Here is a 20,794-nt window from a genome sequence, read left to right as displayed (position 1 = left end):
GGCCGTGGTGATTTCAGGCGACGAGTCCGAAGTCCTGCGGATCGCAGAGGAGTTCGCCGCCGAGGGGGTCAAGACCAAGCGGCTGCGGGTGAGCCATGCCTTCCACTCGCCGCTGATGGACCCGATGCTGGACGAGTTCCGTGCCGCGCTGGCCGGGGTCACCTTCGCCGAGCCGACCATCCCGGTGGTCTCGAATCTGACCGGCGCCCTCGCCGGAGCCGAGCTCGCCACTCCCGAGTACTGGGTCGAGCACGTCCGGGGAGCCGTCCGCTTCGCCGACGGGGTCGCGGCCGCCCGGGCCGCCGGCGCCGCCACCTTCCTCGAACTCGGCCCGGACGGCGTGCTCAGCGCGCTCGCCCAGGACGCGCTCGCGGAGGACACCGCCGTCGAGGCGCTCCCGATGCTGCGGGCCGGCCGCTCCGAGGAGCGGGCCCTCGCCACCGCCCTGGCCGGGCTGCACGTGCGAGGCCTGCCGGTCGACTGGGCCGCGTACTACGCCGGCACCGGCGCCCGCCGCGCCGAACTGCCCACCTACGCCTTCCAGCGCGAGCGCTACTGGCCCGAACTCCCGGCCCCCGCGGGTCCGTCGTCCGACCCGGCCGATGCCGAGCTGTGGGGCGCCGTCGAGCGCGGCGACCAGGAGGGCCTGGCCGCACTGCTCGGCCTGCGCGACGAACAGCACGCCGGGCTCTACGCCCTGTTGCCCGCCCTCTCGAACTGGCGGCGTGGCCGACACGAGAAGGCCCAACTCGACGCCGCCCGCTACCGGGTGGAGTGGCAGCCGGTCCGCTCGGCCGCCGCGCCCGTGCTGGCGGGCACCTGGCTGATGGCCACCGCCGAGGGCATCGACGACGAGGAGCTGCTGGGTGCCCTGCGCGGCCACGGCGCCCGCTTCGAGCGCCTGGTACTCGACCAGGACTGCCTGGACCACGACGAACTCGCCGCTCGGATTGCCGAGTTCGGCGAGCACCAGGGCGTGCTGTCGCTGCTCCCGCTGGCCGACCGGCCGACGCTCACCGGCACCGGTCTGCCCACCGGCCTCGCGCTCGGCGTCGCCCTGGCCAAGGCGCTGCTCACCCTTGAGCAGCCCGCGCCGCTCTGGACCGTCACCCGGGGCGCGGTCTCCACCGGCCCCTCCGACCCGCTCACCAACCCCGTCCAGGCCACCGCCTGGGGCCTCGGCCGGGTCACCGCGCTGGAGCGGCCGCAGTCGTGGAGCGGACTGCTCGACCTCCCGCCGGTGCTCGACCCGCCGACCGTGCAGGCCCTGGTCAGCGCCCTCGCGAGCGAGGGCGGCCGGGGCGCCGAGGACCAGCTCGCCCTGCGCGGTGCGACCGTGCTCGGCCGCCGCCTTGCCCGGCACACCGTCGAGGAGCTGCCCGGGGCGGGGGAGTTCACCGCCTCCGGCACCGTCCTGGTCACCGGCGGCACCGGCGCGCTCGGCGCCGAGGTGGCCCGCTGGCTGGCCGCCAACGGCGCCGAGCACCTGCTGCTCACCGGCCGCCGCGGCCCCGACGCCCCCGGCGCCGCCGAACTCGTTGCAGAGCTGGCCGAGTTGGGTGCCCAGGCAACCGTGGTCGCCTGCGACGTCGCCGACCGCGGGGCGCTGGCCGCCGTACTGGCCGGCATCCCCGCCGAGCTGCCGCTCACCGGCGTGGTGCACGCGGCCGGCCTCGGCCAAGCCGGCCCGCTGGCCGCCACCACGCTCGCCGAGTTCACCGAGCTGACCGAGGCCAAGCTGCGCGGCGCGGCCCACCTCGACGCCCTGCTGGCCGACGAGTACCTGGACTTCTTCGTCCTCTTCTCCTCCGTGGCCGGTGTCTGGGGCAGCGCGGGCCAGAGTGCCTACGCCGCCGCCAACGCCTACCTGGACGCCCTCGCCGAGAACCGCCACGCCCGCGGCCTGACCGCCACCTCGATCGCCTGGGGCCCGTGGGCCGGCGCCGGGATGGCCGCCCACGAGGCCGTCACCGAGAGCCTGCGCCGCCAGGGCCTGCGCTTTCTCGACCCGCAGACCGCGCTCACCGAGCTGCGCCGGGCGATCGTGCACGAGGACGTCACCGTCACCGTCGCGGACGTGGACTGGGCGCAGTGCGCCCCGGTCTTCACCGCCGGCCGGCCGAGCGTGCTCTTCGACCGGCTGCCCGAGGTCCGGGCGCTGGCCCGGGCCGGGGCGGCCGACGAGGCCGCCGTCTCCGACCTGGCCCGCCGCCTGGCCGGCCTGAACGAGGCCGAGCAGGACCGCCTGCTGGTCGACCTGGTGCGCCGCGAGGCCGCCGTGGTGCTCGGCCACGCCTCCACCGAGGGCGTCACCGCCACCCGGGCCTTCCGCGACGCCGGCTTCGACTCGCTCACCGCCGTCGAGCTGCGCAAGCGCCTCGCCACCCTGACCGGCCTGCCGCTGCCCAGCACGATGGCCTTCGACTACCCGACTCCGACCGCCCTCGCCGCCTTCCTGCGCGGCGAACTCCTCGGCGCCGCAGCCGAGTCCACCGCCCCGACCGCCGTGCTGGCCGGCCGCTTCGACGAGCCGATCGCGATCGTCGGCATGGGCTGCCGTTTCCCCGGCGGCGCGGGCACGCCCGAGCAGTTCTGGCAGCTGATCGCCCAAGGCGCCGACGCCGTCAGCGAGTTCCCGGTCAACCGCGGCTGGGACACCGACCTCTACGACGCAGACCCGGACGCGGCCGGGCGCACCTACTCCACCCGGGGCGGATTCCTGCACGAGGCGGGCGAGTTCGACTCCGGCTTCTTCGGCATCTCGCCGCGCGAGGCACTCGCGATGGACCCGCAGCAGCGGCTGCTGCTCGAAACCACCTGGGAGGCCTTCGAGTCGGCGGGCATCGACCCGACCTCGGTGCACGGCAGCGCCACCGGCACGTTCATCGGCTCCACGTACCAGGAGTACGGGCTCGGCATGGGCGACAGCTCGGCCGGGCACGCCGTCACCGGCACCAGCCCGAGCGTGCTCTCCGGCCGGCTGGCCTACCTGCTCGGCCTGGAGGGCCCGGCCGTCACCGTCGACACCGCCTGCTCCTCCTCGCTGGTCGCGCTGCACCTGGCCTGCCAGTCGCTGCGCAGCGGCGAGAGCGCGCTGGCGCTGGCCGGCGGCGCGACCGTGATGACCAACCCCAACGCGTTCATCGCCTTCAGCCGCCAGCGCGCGCTGGCCGCCGACGGCCGCTGCAAGGCCTTCTCGGAGGCGGCCGACGGCATGACGCTGGCCGAGGGCGTCGGCGTGATCGTGCTGGAGCGGCTCTCCGACGCTGAGCGGAACGGGCACCAGGTGCTGGCCGTGGTGCGAGGCTCCGCGATCAACCAGGACGGTGCCTCCAACGGGCTCACCGCCCCCAACGGCCCGTCGCAGCAGCGCGTGATCCGGCAGGCCCTCAGCAACGCGGGCCTGACCACCGCCGAGGTCGACGTGGTCGAGGCGCACGGCACCGGCACCGCCCTCGGCGACCCGATCGAGGCCCAGGCGCTGCAGGCCACCTACGGGCGCGACCGCGACCCGGAGCGGCCGCTGCTGCTCGGCTCGGTCAAGTCCAACATCGGCCACACCCAGTCGGCGGCCGGTGTCGCCGGGGTGATCAAGATGGTGCAGGCGCTGCGGCACGGCCTGCTGCCGCAGACCCTGCACGCCGCCGAACCCTCCTCCCACATCGACTGGAACGAGGGCACCGTCACCCTGCTCGGCGAGGCTCGGGCCTGGCCGGCCGGCGAGCGGACCCGGCGCTGCGCGGTCTCGTCCTTCGGGATCAGCGGGACCAACGCGCACGTGCTGCTGGAGGAGGCCCCGGCCGCGGCAGTGGCCGCTCCCGAGGCCGAGCCCGGTGACCGGGTGCTGCCCTGGGTGCTGTCGGCGCGGACGGCCGGGGCGCTGCGCGAGCAGGCGGCCCGGCTGGGCGAGCGGCTGGCGGCCGAGCCCGGGGTGCGCCCGGTGGACGTGGCGCACTCGCTGCTGACCGGGCGGACGCTGTTCGAGCACCGGGCCGTGCTGCTCGGCAGCGAGGCCGACGGCGGGGCCGAACTGCGGGCGGCACTAGCGGCGTTCACCGCCGGGGAGTCCTCGGCACAGGTGGTGAACGGCGTCGCCGAGCGGGACGGCAAGGTGGTGTTCGTCTTCCCCGGCCAGGGGGCCCAGTGGGTCGGCATGGGGGCACAACTCTTCGACGAGTCGCCGGTGTTCGCCGAGCGGCTGGCGGAGTGCGCGGCCGCGCTGGCGGCGTTCACCGACTGGTCGCTGCTCGACGTGCTGCGGCAGGCCGAAGGCGCGCCCTCGCTGGAGCGGGTGGACGTGGTGCAGCCCGCCTCGTTCGCCATGATGGTCGCGCTGGCCGCGCTCTGGCAGTCGTACGGAGTCCGGCCCGACGCCGTGGTGGGCCACTCGCAGGGCGAGATCGCGGCCGCCGTGGTGGCCGGGGCGCTCTCGCTGGAGGACGGCGCGCGGGTGGTCGCGCTGCGCAGCCAGGCGATCGGCCGGGTGCTGGCCGGCTCCGGCGGGATGGTCTCGGTGCCGCTGTCGGCCGAGGAGGCCGAGGAGCGGTTGCGGGCGCGCGGCGACGGGATCGGCATCGCGGCCGTGAACGGGCCGCGGACCGTGGTGTTGGCCGGCCCGGCCGAGCAGCTCGACACGCTGATGGCCGAATTCGAGGCCGATGGCCTGCGGGCCCGGCGGATCGCGGTCGACTACGCCTCGCACTCCGCGCAGGTCGAACTGCTGGAGCGCGAGCTGCTCACGGCACTCGCCCCGGTGCGGCCGCGGGCCGCCGAGGTGCCCATCCTCTCCACCGTCACCGGTGCGTGGCTGGACACCACCGGTATGGACGCGGGCTACTGGTACCGCAACCTGCGGCAGCGGGTGAACTTCGACCCAGCGATCCGGCAACTCCTGGCCGAGGGACACGAGTTCTTCGTCGAGGCCAGCCCGCACCCGGTGCTGAGCATGACCGTCCAGGCCACCGCCGAGGATGCGGGGGCCCGCGCCGCGGCCGTCGGCACGCTGCGCCGGGACAAGGGCGGCACCGACCGCTTCCTGGTCTCGCTCGCCGAAGTCTTCGTCCAGGGCGCCCGGGCCGGCCTGACCGGCATGGTCGCCGACGGCCGCCGGATCGCGCTGCCGACCTACGCCTTCCAGCGCGAGCACCTGTGGGCCGTCGCACCGCGCCCCGGCGCGCAGGCCGAGGACGCCGAGTTCTGGTCGGCCGTCGAGCAGGCGGACGTGGACGCGCTCGCCGCGAGCCTGCGGATCGACGGCGGCTCGCTCGCCCCCGTGCTGCCCGCGCTCTCCGCTTGGCACCGCCGCCGCCGCGATCGCTCCACGATCGACTCCTGGCGCTACCAGGCCAGTTGGAAGCCGCTCGGCGCCCTGCCGGGCGCCCGGCTGACCGGCCGCTGGCTGTTGGTCACGGCGGCCGGGTCACTTTCGTCGGCCGACGTCACGGCGGCGCTCGCCGCGCACGGCGCCGAGGTCGAGCACCTGGCGCTGGATGACTCCTGCACCGACCGGCAGCACCTGGCCGCCCGGCTCGCCGGGCTGGAGCTCGGCCTCGCCGGGGTGGTCTCGCTGCTGGGCGAGGCCGAGCAGCCGAGCGAGCGCCACCCGGCGCTCGCGGCGGGCCTCGCGCTCAGCCTGGCTTTGGTGCAGGCGCTCGGCGACACCGGGATCGAGGCGCCGCTCTGGTTCCTCACCCGGGGCGCCGTCGCCGCCGGGCGGACCGAGAAGCTCGCCCACCCCGTGCAGGCGCAGATCCACGGCCTGGGCTGGACCGCCGCCCTGGAGCACCCGCAGCGCATCGGCGGCGTGGTCGACCTGCCCGAGGAGCTGGGCGCGCGCGGCGGCGAGCGCCTGGCCGCCGTGCTGGCCGGCTGCGGCGAGGACCAGGTGGCGATCCGCCCCTCCGGCGCCTTCGCCCGCCGGATCGTCCGGGCCGGCGCGCCCGGCAAGCCGACCGGCTGGACGCCGAGCGGCACCACTCTGATCACCGGCGGCACCGGCACCCTCGCCCCGCACCTGGCCCGCCGCCTGGCGGCCTACGGCGCCGAGCGGCTGGTGCTGCTCGGCCGCCGGGGCGTCGAGGCGCCCGGCGCCGCCGCCCTCCTCGCCGAGCTGGCCGAACTCGGCTGCGAGGCGAGCATGGTGGCCTGCGACCTGACCGACCGCGCGGCCGTCGCCCGGATGCTGGCCGAGCTGGAGGAGGCCGGGCACCCGGTGCGGCACGTGGTGCACACCGCCGCCGTGATCGAGCTGCTCACCATCGAGGAGACCGGCCCGGAGGCCTTCGCGAAGGTCGTGCACGCCAAGGTGGCCGGCGCCCGGCACCTGGACGAACTGCTCCCGGACGACCAGCTCGACTCCTTCGTGCTGTACTCCTCCACCGCCGGCATGTGGGGCAGTGGCCGGCACGCCGCGTACGTGGCCGGCAACGCCTACTTGAACGCGCTCGCCGAGCACCGCCGGGCCCGGGGCGGCAAGGCCACCTCAGTCTCCTGGGGCATCTGGTCCGACGACCTGGAGCTCGGCCGGGTCGACCCCGGCCAGATCCGGCGCAGCGGCCTGGAGTTCATGGCTCCGGAGCTCGCGCTGGACGCGCTGCGCCAGGCGCTGGAGAACGACGAGCAGGTGCTCTGCATCGCCGAGATCGACTGGGAGCGTTACCACCAGGTCTTCACCTCGGGCCGGCCGACCACGCTCTTCGAGGAGCTACCCGAGGTGCGGCAGCTCGCCGAGGCGGCCGAACGGGCGTCGGGCGACAGTGAGTTCGTCTCCCGGATGAACGCCCTGCCGGCCGCGGAGCAGGACCGGCGCCTGCTTGAGCTGGTCCGCGCCGAGGCGGCCACCGCGCTCGGGCACGCCTCGCCCGAGGTGCTGTCCGAACAACGTGCCTTCCGCGAGGTCGGGTTCGACTCACTCACCGCCGTCGACCTGCGCAACCGCCTGGCCGCCGTGACCGGGCTGACCCTGCCCAGCACGATGGTCTTCGACTACCCCAACCCGCTGGCCCTGGTGCGCTTCCTGCGCGAGCAGATCGGCGGCACCGACCGGGCCGACGCCGCGACCGCCGGCAGCCAGGCGGCACTCGACGAGCCGATCGCCATCATCGGGATGAGCTGCCGTTACCCCGGCGGGGTCGGCTCGCCCGAGCAGCTCTGGGAGCTGGTCGCGAACGGCCGGGACGCCATCACCGAGTTCCCGGCCGACCGCGGCTGGGACACCGAGGGCCTCTACGACCCGGACCCGGACCGCCCCGGCCGCACCTACTCGGTGCGCGGCGGATTCCTGCACGGCGCCGCCGAGTTCGACGCCGCCTTCTTCGGCATCTCGCCGCGCGAGGCGCTCTCGATGGACCCGCAGCAGCGCCTGCTGCTCGAAACCGCCTGGGAGGCGATGGAGCGGGCCGGGCTCGACCCGGCGGCGCTGCGCGGCAGCCAGACCGGCACCTTCATCGGTGCCAGCTACCAGGACTACACCGCCGGCGGCTCGGCCCAGGACGGCGCCGAGGGCCACCTCGTCACCGGCACCATCTCCAGCGTGCTGTCCGGCCGGCTCTCCTACACCTTCGGCTTCGAGGGCCCGGCCGTCACCCTGGACACCGCCTGCTCCTCCTCGCTGGTCGCCCTGCACCTGGCCTGCCAGTCGGTGCTGCGCGGCGAGAGCACTCTCGCCCTCGCGGGCGGCGTCAGCGTGATGGCCACGCCCAACGCCTTCGTCGGCTTCAGCCGCCAGCGCGCGATGGCCTTGGACGGCCGCTGCAAGCCGTACGCCGAGGCCGCCGACGGCATGAGCCTCGCCGAGGGCGTCGGCCTGGTGCTGGTCGAGCGGCTCTCCGACGCGCTGCGCAACGGCCACCGCGTGCTCGCGGTGGTGCGCGGCAGCGCCGTCAACCAGGACGGCGCCTCCAACGGGCTGACCGCCCCCAACGGCCCGTCCCAGCAGCGGGTGATCCGGCAGGCGCTGGCCAATGCGCAGCTCGCCCCGGGGGACGTGGACGCCGTCGAGGGCCACGGCACCGGGACCAGGCTCGGTGACCCGATCGAGGCGCAGGCGCTGCTGGCCACCTACGGGCAGGACCGTGAACTCCCGCTGCTGCTCGGCTCGGTGAAGTCCAACATCGGCCACACCCAGATGGCCTCCGGCATCGCCGGGGTGATCAAGATGGTGCTGGCGATGCGGGACGGCACGCTGCCGGCCAGCCTGCACATCGACCGGCCGTCCAGTCACGTCGACTGGTCGGCGGGCGCGATCGACCTGCTCGCCGAGCCCCGCGAGTGGCCGGAGACCGGGCGCCCGCGCCGGGCCGCCGTCTCCTCCTTCGGGCTCAGCGGCACCAACGCGCACACCATCCTGGAGCAGGCCCCCGCCGAGGCCGCCCCGGCCGCCCCCGCGACCCGCAGCGGCGCCCCGGCGCTGCCCGTGCCGCTCTCCGCCCACACCGAGGCCGCCCTGCGCGGCCAGGCCGAGCGGCTGCTCACCCTGCTCGACGAGCAGCCCGAACTCCCGCTCGCCGACCTGGCGTTCTCGCTCGCCACCACCCGCGCCGCGCTGCCCCACCGGGCAGCCGTGGCCACCGACGACCAGGCCGAGCTGCGCCGCGCGCTCACCGCGCTGCGCGACGGCCTGCCTGACCCCGCCCTGCACACCGGCCGCGCGGCCGGCGGCGGACTGGCCTTCCTCTTCACCGGCCAGGGCAGCCAGCACCCCGCGATGGGCCGCGAGCTGTACGACCGGTACCCGGTCTACGCCGAGGCGCTGGACGCCGTACTGGCCCGCTTCGAGCTCGGCTACGACCGCCCGGTCCGCGAGGTGCTGTTCGCCGAGCCCGGCACGCCCGAGGCCGAGCTGCTGGAGGACACCGGCTACGCCCAGCCCGCGATCTTCGCGCTGGAGGTGGCGCTGTACCGCCTGGTCGAATCCTTCGGCCTGCGGCCGGAGTTCGTGGCCGGGCACTCGGTCGGCGAGCTGGCCGCCGCGCACGTCGCCGGGGTCTTCGACCTGGCCGACGCGTGCACGCTGGTCGCCGCCCGGGCCCGGCTGATGGCCGCGCTGCCGAGCGGCGGTGCGATGGTCTCCGTGCAGGCCGGCGAGGCCGAGGTCACGGCCCGGCTGGTGCCGTCGGTCTCGATCGCCGCGATCAACGGGCCCGAGGCCGTGGTGATTTCGGGCGCGGAGTCCGAAGTCCTGCGGATCGCCCAGGAGTTCGCCGCCGAGGGGGTCAGGACCAAGCGGCTGCGGGTGAGCCATGCCTTCCACTCGCCGCTGATGGAGCCGATGCTCGCCGAGTACGCCCGGGTGGCCGCCACGCTGACGTGCCGGGCGCCGGAGACCCCGCTGGTCTCCACCGTGACCGGCGCCCCGGCCACCGCCGAGCAGCTCGCCGACCCCGAGTACTGGGCCGGGCAGGTGCGGGGCACCGTACGGTTCGCCGACGCCGTCGCCACCCTGGCCGGTCTCGGCGCCACCACCTTCCTGGAGGTCGGACCGGACGCCGTGCTCACCGCCGCCGCCCGGGAGACCCTCGGCGACGACGCCCGGCTCGACGGCACCCCGGCGCTGCGCCGGGGCCGCCCCGAACTCGCCACCCTCGCAGCGGCGTTGGCCTGGCTGTACGCCCACGGGCGCCGCCCGGACTGGGCCGGAATGACCGAGGGCTCGGGCGTGCTCCGGATCGACCTGCCGACCTACCCGTTCCAGCGGCAGCGTTTCTGGCCCGAGGCCGTGCCGGCCGTGCAGGCCGCCGACCCGGTCGACGCCGAGTTCTGGTCCGCGATCGAGCGCGCCGACCTGGGCACGTTCGGAACCGCACTCGACCAGGTCACCCTCTCCGCCCTCTCCGCCTGGCGCCGCCGGCGCCGTGAGCAGTCGACCGTGGACGGCTGGCGCTACCGCGCTGCCTGGCAGCCGCAGACCGCCGCAACCGGCGGTCTGCCCACCGGCCGCTGGCTGCTGCTCGTCCCGGCGGGGGCGGCCGACACCAAGTGGACCGGCGGCCTGTTCGACGGCGAGACGGTGACTGTCGAGGTGGCGGGCGTCGAGAGCCGCTCCGCGATCGCGGCGCGGCTGCGGGAGCTGCCGGAAGGCGGGTTCACGGGTGTGCTGTCGCTGCTCGCACTGGGCGGCGATCAGGGCACCCAGGCCGGTGCACTGCTGGTCACGGCCGCTGCCGTGCAGGCGCTCGGGGACGCCGGTATCGAGGCGCCGCTGTGGTGCCTCACCCGGGGCGCCGTCTCCGTCGGCCGGTCGGACCGGCTCGCTGCGCCGGAGCAGGCTGCCCTGTGGGGCTTCGGCCGGTCCATGGCACTCGAACTGCCGCAGCGCTGGGGCGGGTTGATCGACCTGCCGGAGCAGCTCGACGACGCTGCCGTCCGCCGCCTGGCCGCCGCGCTGGGCGCGGCCGACGGCGAGGACCAGCTCGCCGTCCGCGCCTTTGGTACGTACCTGCGCCGGCTGGTGCGCCAGCCGGTCGGCGAGCGCCAGGCCACCCGGGAGTACGCCGCCACCGGCACCGTGCTGGTGACCGGCGGGACCGGCGGTCTTGGCGGGCAGGTCGCCCGCTGGCTGGCCGGCCGAGGGGCCGAGCACCTGCTGCTGGTCAGCCGCCGGGGCGCCGAGGCGCCCGGGGCGGAGGAGCTGCACACGGAGCTGGAGGCGCTCGGCGCCCAGGTGACCCTGGTCGCCTGTGACACCGGCGACCGGGACGCCCTGGCCGCTCTGCTCGCGGCCGTGCCCGCCGAGCAGCCGCTCAGCGCCGTCTTCCACACCGCCGGTGTGGTCGAGGACGGCGTGCTGGAGACCCTGACGCCCGAGCGGTTCACGGCAGTGCTGCGCCCGAAGCTGGCCGCGGCCCGCCATCTGCACGAGCTGACGGAGGGCCAGGAGCTCGATGCCTTCGTGCTGTTCTCCTCCACGGCCGGCACCCTCGGTGCCGCCGGGCAGTCCAACTACGCGGCGGCCAACGCCTTCCTCGACGGCCTCGCCGAGTACCGGCGCGGCGCCGGGCTGCCCGCGACCGCGCTCGCCTGGGGCCCCTGGGCGGGCGCCGGGATGGCGGTCGACGGCAGCGGGGTCGAGCAGCGGGTGCGGCGCGGCGGGTACGCGCCGATGGCACCCGAGCGCGCACTCGCCGCGCTCGGCCAGGCCCTCGACCACGAGGACACCGCGCTGACGGTGGCCGACATCGAGTGGGAGCGGTTCGCGGCGGTCCTCACTGCGCTGCGGCCCAACCCGGCCATCGCCGCGCTGCCCGAGCCCACCCGCACGGTGGCCGGGGCCGCGCCCGAGACCGGCCTTCGCGCCCAGCTCGCCGAGCTGGCCGAGCCCGCCCGGGCCCGGTACGTGCTCGACTTCCTGCGGGCCCAGGTCGCGGCCGTGCTCGGCCACGCCGGCACCGAGGGCGTCGGCGCCGACCAGGCCTTCACCGACCTCGGCTTCGACTCGCTGACCATCGTCGAACTGCGCAACACGCTCGCCGCCACCACCGGCCTGCGGCTGCCCGCGACCCTGGTCTACGACTACCCGACCCCGACCGCCCTCGCCGAGCACCTGCTCGCCGAACTCCTCGGCACCCTCCCGGCCGGGGCCGCCCCGGCCCCCGCCGTCCGGGCCGCCGACGAGGACCCGATCGCGATCGTCGGCATCGGCTGCCGCTTCCCCGGCGGGGTGGAGACCCCGGACGACCTCTGGCAGCTGCTGCTGCGCGGCGAGGACGCCGTCTCCACCTTCCCCGCCGACCGCGGCTGGGACCTGGAGGCCCTCGGCCGGGGCGGCTCCGCCACCCTGCAGGGCGGCTTCCTGGCCGGAGTCGGCCGGTTCGACGCCCTGTTCTTCGGCATCTCGCCACGCGAGGCGCTGGCCATGGACCCGCAGCAGCGCCTGCTGCTGGAAACGGCCTGGGAGGCCCTGGAACGGGCCGGCATCGCGCCGGACGCGCTGCGCGGCTCCGACACCGGCGTCTTCGTCGGCACCAACGGCCAGGACTACCTGAACGTGCTGCGCCAGGGCACCGCCGACGTGCGAGGCCACGCCGCCACCGGCAACACGGCCAGTGTGATGTCCGGCCGCCTCTCCTACACGCTCGGCCTGGAGGGCCCGGCCGTCACCGTCGACACCGCCTGCTCCTCCGCACTGGTCGCCCTGCACCTGGCCGCCCGCGCGCTGCGGGCCGGCGAGTGCTCGCTGGTGCTGGCCGGTGGTGTCTCGGTGATGTCCAGCCCGGACGCCTTCGTCGAGTTCACCGCCCAGGGCGGCCTGGCTGCCGACGGCCGCTGCAAGGCCTTCGCCGACGCCGCCGACGGCACCGCTTGGTCGGAGGGCGCGGGCATGCTGGTGCTGGAGCGCCTCTCCGAGGCGCGCCGCCAGGGCCATCCGGTGCTCGCCGTGCTGCGCGGCGCCGGGGTCAACCAGGACGGCGCCTCCAACGGCCTGACCGCCCCCAGCGGCCGCGCCCAGCAGCGGGTGATCCGCCAGGCGCTGGCCGACGCCGGTCTTACGCCGGACCAGGTGGACGTGGTCGAGGCGCACGGCACGGGCACCACGCTCGGTGACCCGATCGAGGCCAACGCCCTGATGGCCGCGTACGGGCAGGGCCGGGAGACCCCGCTGCTGCTCGGCACGGTCAAGTCCAACCTCGGCCACACCCAGGCCGCCGCCGGCGCCGCCGGTGTGATCAAGATGGTGCTCGCGCTGCGCCACGGTGTGCTGCCGCGCACCCTGCACGTGGACGCGCCCTCCTCGCACGTGGACTGGTCCGCCGGTGCGGTCGAGCTGCTCACCGAGGCGCGGGAGTGGCCGGAGACCGGACGGGCCCGCCGGGCGGGCGTGTCGGCCTTCGGGGTGAGCGGCACCAACGCGCACGTCCTGCTGGAGCAGGCTCCGGCCGAGGAGCCGGCCGCCCCGGCGGAGACGGTGGCCGGGATGCTGCCCTGGGTGGTCTCGGCCAAGTCCGAGGCCGCGCTCGACGCCCAGCTGGCCGGCCTCGCCGCGCTCGCCTCGGCGCCCACGCTGGACGTCGCCCACTCGCTGGCCGTCGGCCGCTCGGGCTTCGCCCACCGGGCCGTGCTGCTGGACGGGGCGGAGCTCGCCCGGGGGGTGGCCGCCGAGCGGCGGACCGCCTTCCTGTTCTCCGGCCAGGGATCGCAACGGCTCGGTATGGGAAGGGAGTTGTACGAGCGCTTCGCGGTCTTCGCCGAGGCCTTCGACGCCGTCTGCGCGGTGCTGGACCAGCACCTGGACCAGCCGCTGCGCTCGGTCGTCTGGGGTGCCGATGAGGAGCTGCTGAACCGGACGGAGTACGCCCAGGCGGGTCTGTTCGCGGTCGAGGCGGCGCTGTTCAAGCTGGTCGAATCGCTGGGTGCGCGGCCGGAGTTCGTGGCCGGTCACTCGATCGGCGAGGTGGCGGCGGCGTACGTCGCCGGGGTGTTCTCGCTGGCGGACGCGGGCGCGCTGGTGGCGGCCCGGGGCCGGCTGATGCAGGCACTGCCGAGTGGTGGCGCGATGGTCGCGATCGAGGCGACGGAGGAGGAAGTCCGGTCGCTGCTGGGTGAGTCGGTGGCGGTCGCGGCCGTCAACGGGCCTCGCTCGGTGGTGGTCTCGGGCGCCGAGGAGGCCGTCGAGGCGGTCCGAGCCCAGTTCGCGGACCGGCGGACGACGCGACTGAAGGTCTCGCACGCCTTCCACTCGCCGCTGATGGACCCGATGCTGAACGAGTTCCGGGCTGTCCTGGGTGAGTTGTCGTACGCCGCGCCGAGCCTGCCGCTGGTGTCGAACCTGACCGGCTCGGTGGCCGGTGCCGAGTTGTGCACGCCCGAGTACTGGGTGCGGCACGTCCGCGAGACGGTGCGCTTCGCCGACGGCGTGCGCACGCTGGCCGCCCAGGGCGTCAACGCCCTGCTCGAACTGGGCCCGGACGGCGCGCTCGCCGCCCTCGCCCCGCACAGCACCGGCGAGGACGCCGACAGCGTCGTCGCCCCGGCCTGCCGCAAGGGCCGGCCGGAGGAGCGCAGCCTGGTCGAGGCACTGGCGCGCCTGCACGTCGCGGGTGTGACCGTCGACTGGACGGCGCTGTTCGCGGGCACCGGCGCCCGGCGGACCGACCTGCCCACGTACGCCTTCCAACGCGAGCTGTACTGGCCCGAGCGGGCGCCCGCCGCGCAGGCGGGGGCCGACCCCGCCGACGCCGCGTTCTGGTCGGCGGTCGAGCAGGCCGACCTGGCCGCGCTCAGCACCACGCTGGACCTGGCGGACGACTCCTCGCTCGCGGCCCTGATGCCCGCGCTCTCCGCCTGGCGCCGCCGCCGCACCGAGCGCACGGCGGTCGACGCCTGGCGCTACCGGGTCAGCTGGCAGCCGTACGCGGCCGCACCGGCCGACACCCTGCCGGGCCGCTGGCTGGCGATCCTCCCGGCCGACGCCGCCGAGCAGCCGTGGCCGGCCGCCGTCCTCGCCGCTCTCGGCACCGAGGCACAGCAGGTGGAGGCCGACCCGGCCGACCGGGCGGGTCTGCTCGCCCGCCTTGCGGAGTTCGAGGGCCCGTTCGACGGGGTGGTCTCGCTGCTCGCGGCGCGGGACGGCGCCGCCGAGCTGCCCGTCGGTCTTGAGTGGCCGGACCAGTTGCTCGCCGTCTTGGCGGAGGCCGGGGTCGAGGCGCCGCTGTGGTGCCTGACCCGGGGGGCTGTGGCCGTCGGGCGGGCCGAGGCGGTCGATGCCGGGCAGGCCGCGGTCTGGGGGCTCGGCCGGGTGGCCGGGCTGGAACACCCCAACCGTTGGGGCGGGTTGGTCGACCTCGCGCAGCTGCCCGACGAGCGGGCCGCCGCCCGGCTGCGGGCGGTGCTGGCGGGCCGGGACGGTGAGGACCAGCTGGCGCTGCGCCCGAGCGGCGCCCACGCGCGCCGCCTGGTGCGCGCCGTGGCCGATCCGGCCGAGACCGGCTGGGCACCGTCCGGCACCGTCCTGGTGGTCGGCGACGCCGACGGCCTCGGCGGGCCCACCGCCCGCTGGCTGGCCGCTGCCGGAGCCGCACAGGTGCTGCTGCTCTCTGCTGCGCCGGAGGACCCGGCTGCCGAGCAGCTTGGCGCCGAACTGGCTGAGCACGGGTGTGAGTTCAGGGTGGCGGTGGCCGCACCTGGCGACCGGGCCGCGTTCGCGGCGGCCCTCGCGGGCGTCGAGCCGACCGCTGTCCTGTACACCGGCCGGACGGTCGAGGTCACCGACCCGCAGGAGTACCTGACCGCGCTCAAGGCGGACCTCGCCGCGCTCGACGAAGCGCTGGGTGACCGGGAGATGCCGGCCTACGTGCTGTACGCCTCGATCGCCGGCGTCTGGGGCGTGCGGGGTCAGGAGGCAGGTGCGGCGGCGAGTGCCTACCTCGACGCCGTCGCCCAGCGCCGCCGGGCTGCCGGCCGCACTGCCCTGGCCATCTCCTGGGGCGCTTGGGCCGGTACGACCTCGGCCGCGCTGGAGCAGCACCTGCGGGCCAACGGCCTGCCCGCCGTCGACCCCGCCCGCGCCCTCGCGGCGCTGCGCGGGGCGGGCGGCGAGGGCCCGGCCGGCGTGACGGTGGCCGACATCGCGTGGGAGCGGTTCGCCCCCGCGTTCGGTCAGGGCCGGCCGAGCCGGCTGTTCACCGAACTGCCCGAGGCCAAGGCCGCGTTGGCCGAGCCGGAGGGCGGCGCCGAGGCCGGAACGACGGCCAGGGCAGCCGCGCTGCGGGCCGAGCTGCTCGGCCGCACCGAGGCCGAGCAGGCGGAGGCGCTGCTCGGTACCGTCCGCACCGAGGCCGCCACCGTGCTCGGCTACCCCGACGCGGAGTCGGTGCCGGCCACCCACCCGTTCAAGGACCTGGGCTTCGACTCGCTGACCGCCGTCGACCTGCGCAACCAGCTGGCCGCGGCGACCGGTCTGCGGCTGCCCGCGACGCTGGTCTTCGACTACCCGACCCCGCTGGCGCTCGCCGCGCACCTGCGCGCCGAACTCCTCGGCGAGGAGCAGGCGGTGGGCCAGGCCACGGCCGCCGTCGGCACCGATGACCCGATCGTGATCGTCGGCATGAGCTGCCGCTACCCCGGCGGGGTCCGCTCACCCGAGGACCTGTGGGAACTGCTGCGGGCCGGCACCGACGCGATCGGCGGCTTCCCGACCGACCGTGGCTGGGACCTGGAACGGCTGGTCCGGGGCGACCGGGACGGCCGTGGCCGCAGCGTCACCCAGCACGGCGGATTCCTGTACGACGTCGCCGAGTTCGATGCCGCCTTCTTCGGCGTCTCGCCGCGCGAGGCGATGGTGGTCGACCCGCAGCAGCGGATCGTGCTGGAGGCGGCCTGGGAGGCGCTGGAGCGGGCCGGGATCGACCCGGTCGGCCTGCGCGGCGGCGACACCGGCGTGTTCATCGGCGGCGGCAGCGGCGACTACCGGCCCTCGATCGGCCAGCTCGGCCACGTCGAGACCGCGCAGTCGGCCAGCCTGCTCTCCGGCCGGCTCTCCTACACCTTCGGCCTTGAGGGCCCCTCGGTCAGCGTCGACACCGCCTGCTCCTCGTCCCTGGTCGCGCTGCACCTCGCCGCCCAGGCGCTGCGCAGCGGCGAGTGCTCGCTCGCGCTGGCCGGTGGTGTCACCGTGATGTCCAGCCCGGTGGGCTTCGTCGAGTTCGGCGAGATGGGCGCGCTCTCGCCCGACGGCCGCTGCCGCCCGTTCGCCGACTCGGCGAACGGCACCGGCTGGTCCGAGGGTGTTGGCGTGCTGGTGGTCGAGCGGCTCTCCGACGCCGAGCGGCGGGGCCACCGGGTGCTCGCCGTGCTGCGCGGCTCCGCGATCAACCAGGATGGCGCCTCCAACGGCATCACCGCCCCCAACGGCCCGTCCCAGCAGCGCGTCATCCGGCGCGCGCTGGCCAACGCCGGGCTGACGCCGGCAGAGGTCGACGCCGTCGAGGCGCACGGCACCGGCACCACGCTCGGTGACCCGATCGAGGCGCAGGCACTGCTCGCCACCTACGGGCAGGACCGCGAACGCCCGCTGCTGCTGGGCGCGTTGAAGTCCAACCTGGGCCACACCCAGGCCGCCTCGGGCGTGGCCGGCGTGATCAAGATGATCAAGGCGATGCAGCACGGCCTGCTGCCGCGCACCCTGCACCTGGACGCCCCCTCCTCGCACGTCGACTGGACGGCCGGCGCCGTCGAGTTGCTGGCGGAGGAGCGGGAGTGGCCGCAGGCTGACCGCCCGCGCCGGGCCGGCGTCTCCTCCTTCGGCGCCAGCGGCACCAACGCGCACGTGATCATCGAGCAGCCGCCGGTCGCTCCGGGCGGCGAGCCCGCCCCGGACGACCGCCTGCTGCCCGTCCCGCTCTCCGCCGCGACCCCGGCCGCCCTGCGCGGCCAGGCGGCGCGGCTGCTGGACCACCTCGCGGCGGACCAGAGCCTGACGGTCCGTGACCTCGCCTGGTCGCTGGCCGACACCCGCTCCGTGCACGAGTGCCGGGCCACCGTGCTCGCCGCCGGGCGCGCCGAGCTGGTGCAGGGCCTGACCGCGCTCGCGAACGACGGCGGCGCGGGCCACCTGGTGCAGGGCACGGCGGCGGCCGGCCGGACGGCCTTCCTGTTCTCCGGCCAGGGCTCGCAGCGGCCCGGCGCCGGGCGCGAGCTGTACCGCCGGTTCCCGGTCTACGCCGAGGCACTGGACGCCGTGCTCGCCCACTTCGAAGGCGAACTGCCCACCCCGCTCGCCCAGGTGCTGTTCGCCGAGCCCGGCACGCCCGAGGCCGAGCTGCTGGAGGACACCGGCTACGCCCAGCCCGCGATCTTCGCGCTGGAGGTGGCGCTCTACCGCCTGGTCGAATCCTTCGGCCTGCGGCCGGAGTTCGTTGCCGGTCACTCGATCGGCGAGCTGGCCGCCGCGCACGTCGCCGGGGTCTTCGACCTGGCCGACGCGTGCACCCTGGTCGCCGCCCGGGCCCGGCTGATGGCCGCGCTGCCGAGCGGCGGTGCGATGGTCTCCGTGCAGGCCGACGAGGCCGAGGTCACGGACCGGCTGGTGCCGGGGGTCTCGATCGCCGCGATCAACGGCCCGCAGGCCGTGGTGGTCTCCGGCGACGAGGACGCTGTCCTGCGGATCGCCGAGCAGTTCGGCGCCGAGGGCCGCAAGACTAGGCGTTTGCGGGTGAGCCATGCATTTCACTCCGTACACATGGACGCCATGCTCGACGAGTTCGAACGGGTCGCCCGGGGTCTGAGCTACGGCGCCCCGAGCGTGCCCGTGGTGTCCACCCTGACCGGAGCGCTCGCGGGTGACGAGCTGCGCACGCCCGGGTACTGGGCGCGGCACGTCCGGGAGACCGTCCGGTTCGCCGACGGCCTCACCGCACTCGCCGGGCTCGGCGCCCGCCGGTTCCTGGAGCTCGGCCCGGACGGCGTGCTCTCCCCGCTCGTCCCCGACGTTTTCGGCACCGAGACCGGGGCCGGCCGCCCGATCGTCACCGCCGCCGCCCTGCGCAAGGGCCGGGACGAGGACGCCACCTTGTACGGCGCCCTCGCCCGGCTGCACACCGACGGGCTCGGCCTGCGCTGGCCCGCGTTGTTCGAGGGCACCGGCGCCCGCCGGGTCGACCTGCCCACCTACGCCTTCCAGCACCAGCGGTACTGGCCCGAGCAGGCGGCACCTGCCCAGGCCCCGGCCGAGGACGGCGAGTTCTGGACGGCGGTGCGCACCGAGTCCTTCGACAGCCTGGCCGGCGCGCTCGACGTGGACACCGAGGCGCTCGCCAAGGTGCTGCCCGCGCTGCGCGACTGGCGCGAGCGCCGGGCCGAACAGGCCCTGGTGGACGGCTGGCGCCAGCGGATCGTCTGGAAGCCGCTCGACCACACCGGCCGCACGGCCCGCCCGGGCCGGTGGCTCGCCGTCGTCCCGGCCGGCCACGCCGCCGGCTGGGTGGCCGAACTGCTCGGCCTGCTCGGCCCGGACACCGTGCGGCTGGAGCTCGACGCGGTCGCCGACCGGGCCGCCGTCACCAAGCAGCTGGCCGAACTGGCCAAGGATGGCACGGAGTTCACCGGTGTCCTGTCGCTGCTCGGCCTCGACGAGAGCGCCGACGGCGGCGCCCCCGCAGGGGTGCACCGCACCGCCACGCTGATCCAGGCCCTCGGCGACGCCGGACTCGGCGCACCGCTCTGGTGCCTGACCAGGGGCGCCGTCGCGGCCATCCCCGGCGAGCCCGTCCCCGGGCTGCGGCAGGCCGGCGTCTGGGGCCTCGGCCGAGTGGCAGCGCTGGAGCACCCGCAGGGCTGGGGCGGCCTGATCGACCTGCCCGGGACGCTCGACCGCCGCACCGGCGAACTGCTGACCGGCGTCCTCGGCGACCCGGACGGCGAGGACCAGATCGCCGTCCGCCCGACCGGCGCCTTCGGCCGCCGACTGCACCGGATCACGGGTGGCCAGACGTCCGAGCGGCTCTGGCAGCCCGAGGGCAGCGTCCTGATCACCGGCGGCACCGGAGCGCTCGGCGCCGGGACCGCCCGCCGACTGGCCGAGGCCGGCGCCCGCCACCTCGTGCTGCTCAGCCGGCGCGGCCCCGACGCCCCCGGCGCGGCGGAACTGCGCGCCGAGCTGCTCGCGGCCGGCGCCACCGTCACCATCACGGCCGGCGACGCCGCCGACCGCGAGACGCTCACCGCCGTGCTCGCCGCCCTGCCCGAGGACGCACCGCTCACCGCGGTCATCCACACGGCAGGGACACTCGACGACGCCACGGTCGACGGACTCACCCCTGAGCACTTCCGGGAGGTGTACCGCGCCAAGGTCGAATCAGCGTTTCTGCTCGACGAGTTGACGCAGAGCCAGGAGCTCGCGGTGTTCGCGCTCTACTCCTCGGCCTCGGCCGCCGTCGGAAACCCCGGCCAGGGCAACTACGCGGCGGCCAACGCCGCGCTCGACGCCCTCGCCGAACGCCGCCGCGCTGCCGGACTTCCCGCCACCTCGATCGCCTGGGGAGCCTGGGGCGGCGCCGGCATGGCCGCCGGCGACCGCGCGGCCGAGGCCGCCCGCCGCACCGGAGTCCGGCCGCTCGACCCCGCCTCGGCGGTGCTCGCGCTGCGCCGGGCCGTGCTCGACCCGGAGCCGACCACCTTGGTCGCCGACGTCGAACCCGACCGGTTCGTCCGGGCCTTCACGGCCGCCCGCCCCAGCCGCCTGCTGGCCGACCTCGTGAGCGAGGACGGCGCCCGGCAGACCGGCCCGGAGGAGACCGCGAGCCGCTCGCTCCACGTCGAACTGGCAGGCCTCACCGAGGCCCGGCGCGGCGCCGTGGTGCTGAAGCTGGTGCGCAGCACCGCCGCCGAGGTGCTCGGCCACCCGAGCATCGACGTGGTCGGCGCGGAGAAGGCCTTCCGCGACCTCGGCTTCGACTCGCTCGGCGCCGTCGAACTGCGCAACCGGCTGGGCGCCGCCACCGGGCTGAACCTCTCGGCGACGCTGGTCTTCGACCACCCGACGCCGGCCGAGCTCGCCGAGCACATCCTGGCGCAGCTCGCCCCGGCCGGTCCGGCCGCCGCAGCGGTGGCCGGACCGGTGGACAGCGACCCCGAGCGGGCCCGGCTGCTCGCGCTGCTGGCGTCAGTCCCGCTCGACCGGCTGCGCCGGATCGGCGTGCTGGACCCGCTGCTCGAACTGGCCGACTCCGGCCCGGACACCCCGTCCATCGAGGACGGCAACGGCGGGACGGCCGACCAGGCCGAGGACTTCATCGACGCGATGGACCTCGACGACCTGGTGCAGGCCGCTCTGAAGAACGACCCCGACCGCACGCAGGACTGA

Annotated in this window: 1 protein-coding gene (only partly in view); it reads left to right on the top strand. The window is 75.9% G+C overall.

Translation table 11 applies throughout. The features are described from left to right. Window positions 1–20,794: the 3' portion of a type I polyketide synthase gene (locus AB0K43_RS24200; protein WP_363643092.1), read on the top strand. It extends 7,295 nt beyond the left edge of the window; only the last 20,794 of its 28,089 coding nucleotides appear in the window; its start codon lies off the left edge, out of view; its stop codon occupies window positions 20,792–20,794.

Origin of the sequence: Kitasatospora sp. NPDC049258 (assembly GCF_040678895.1) — a bacterium.
Taxonomy (GTDB): Bacteria; Actinomycetota; Actinomycetes; order Streptomycetales; family Streptomycetaceae; genus Kitasatospora.
The sequence above is the reverse complement of the archived record's forward strand: the minus strand, read 5'-3'. Positions and strand labels throughout refer to the sequence as shown.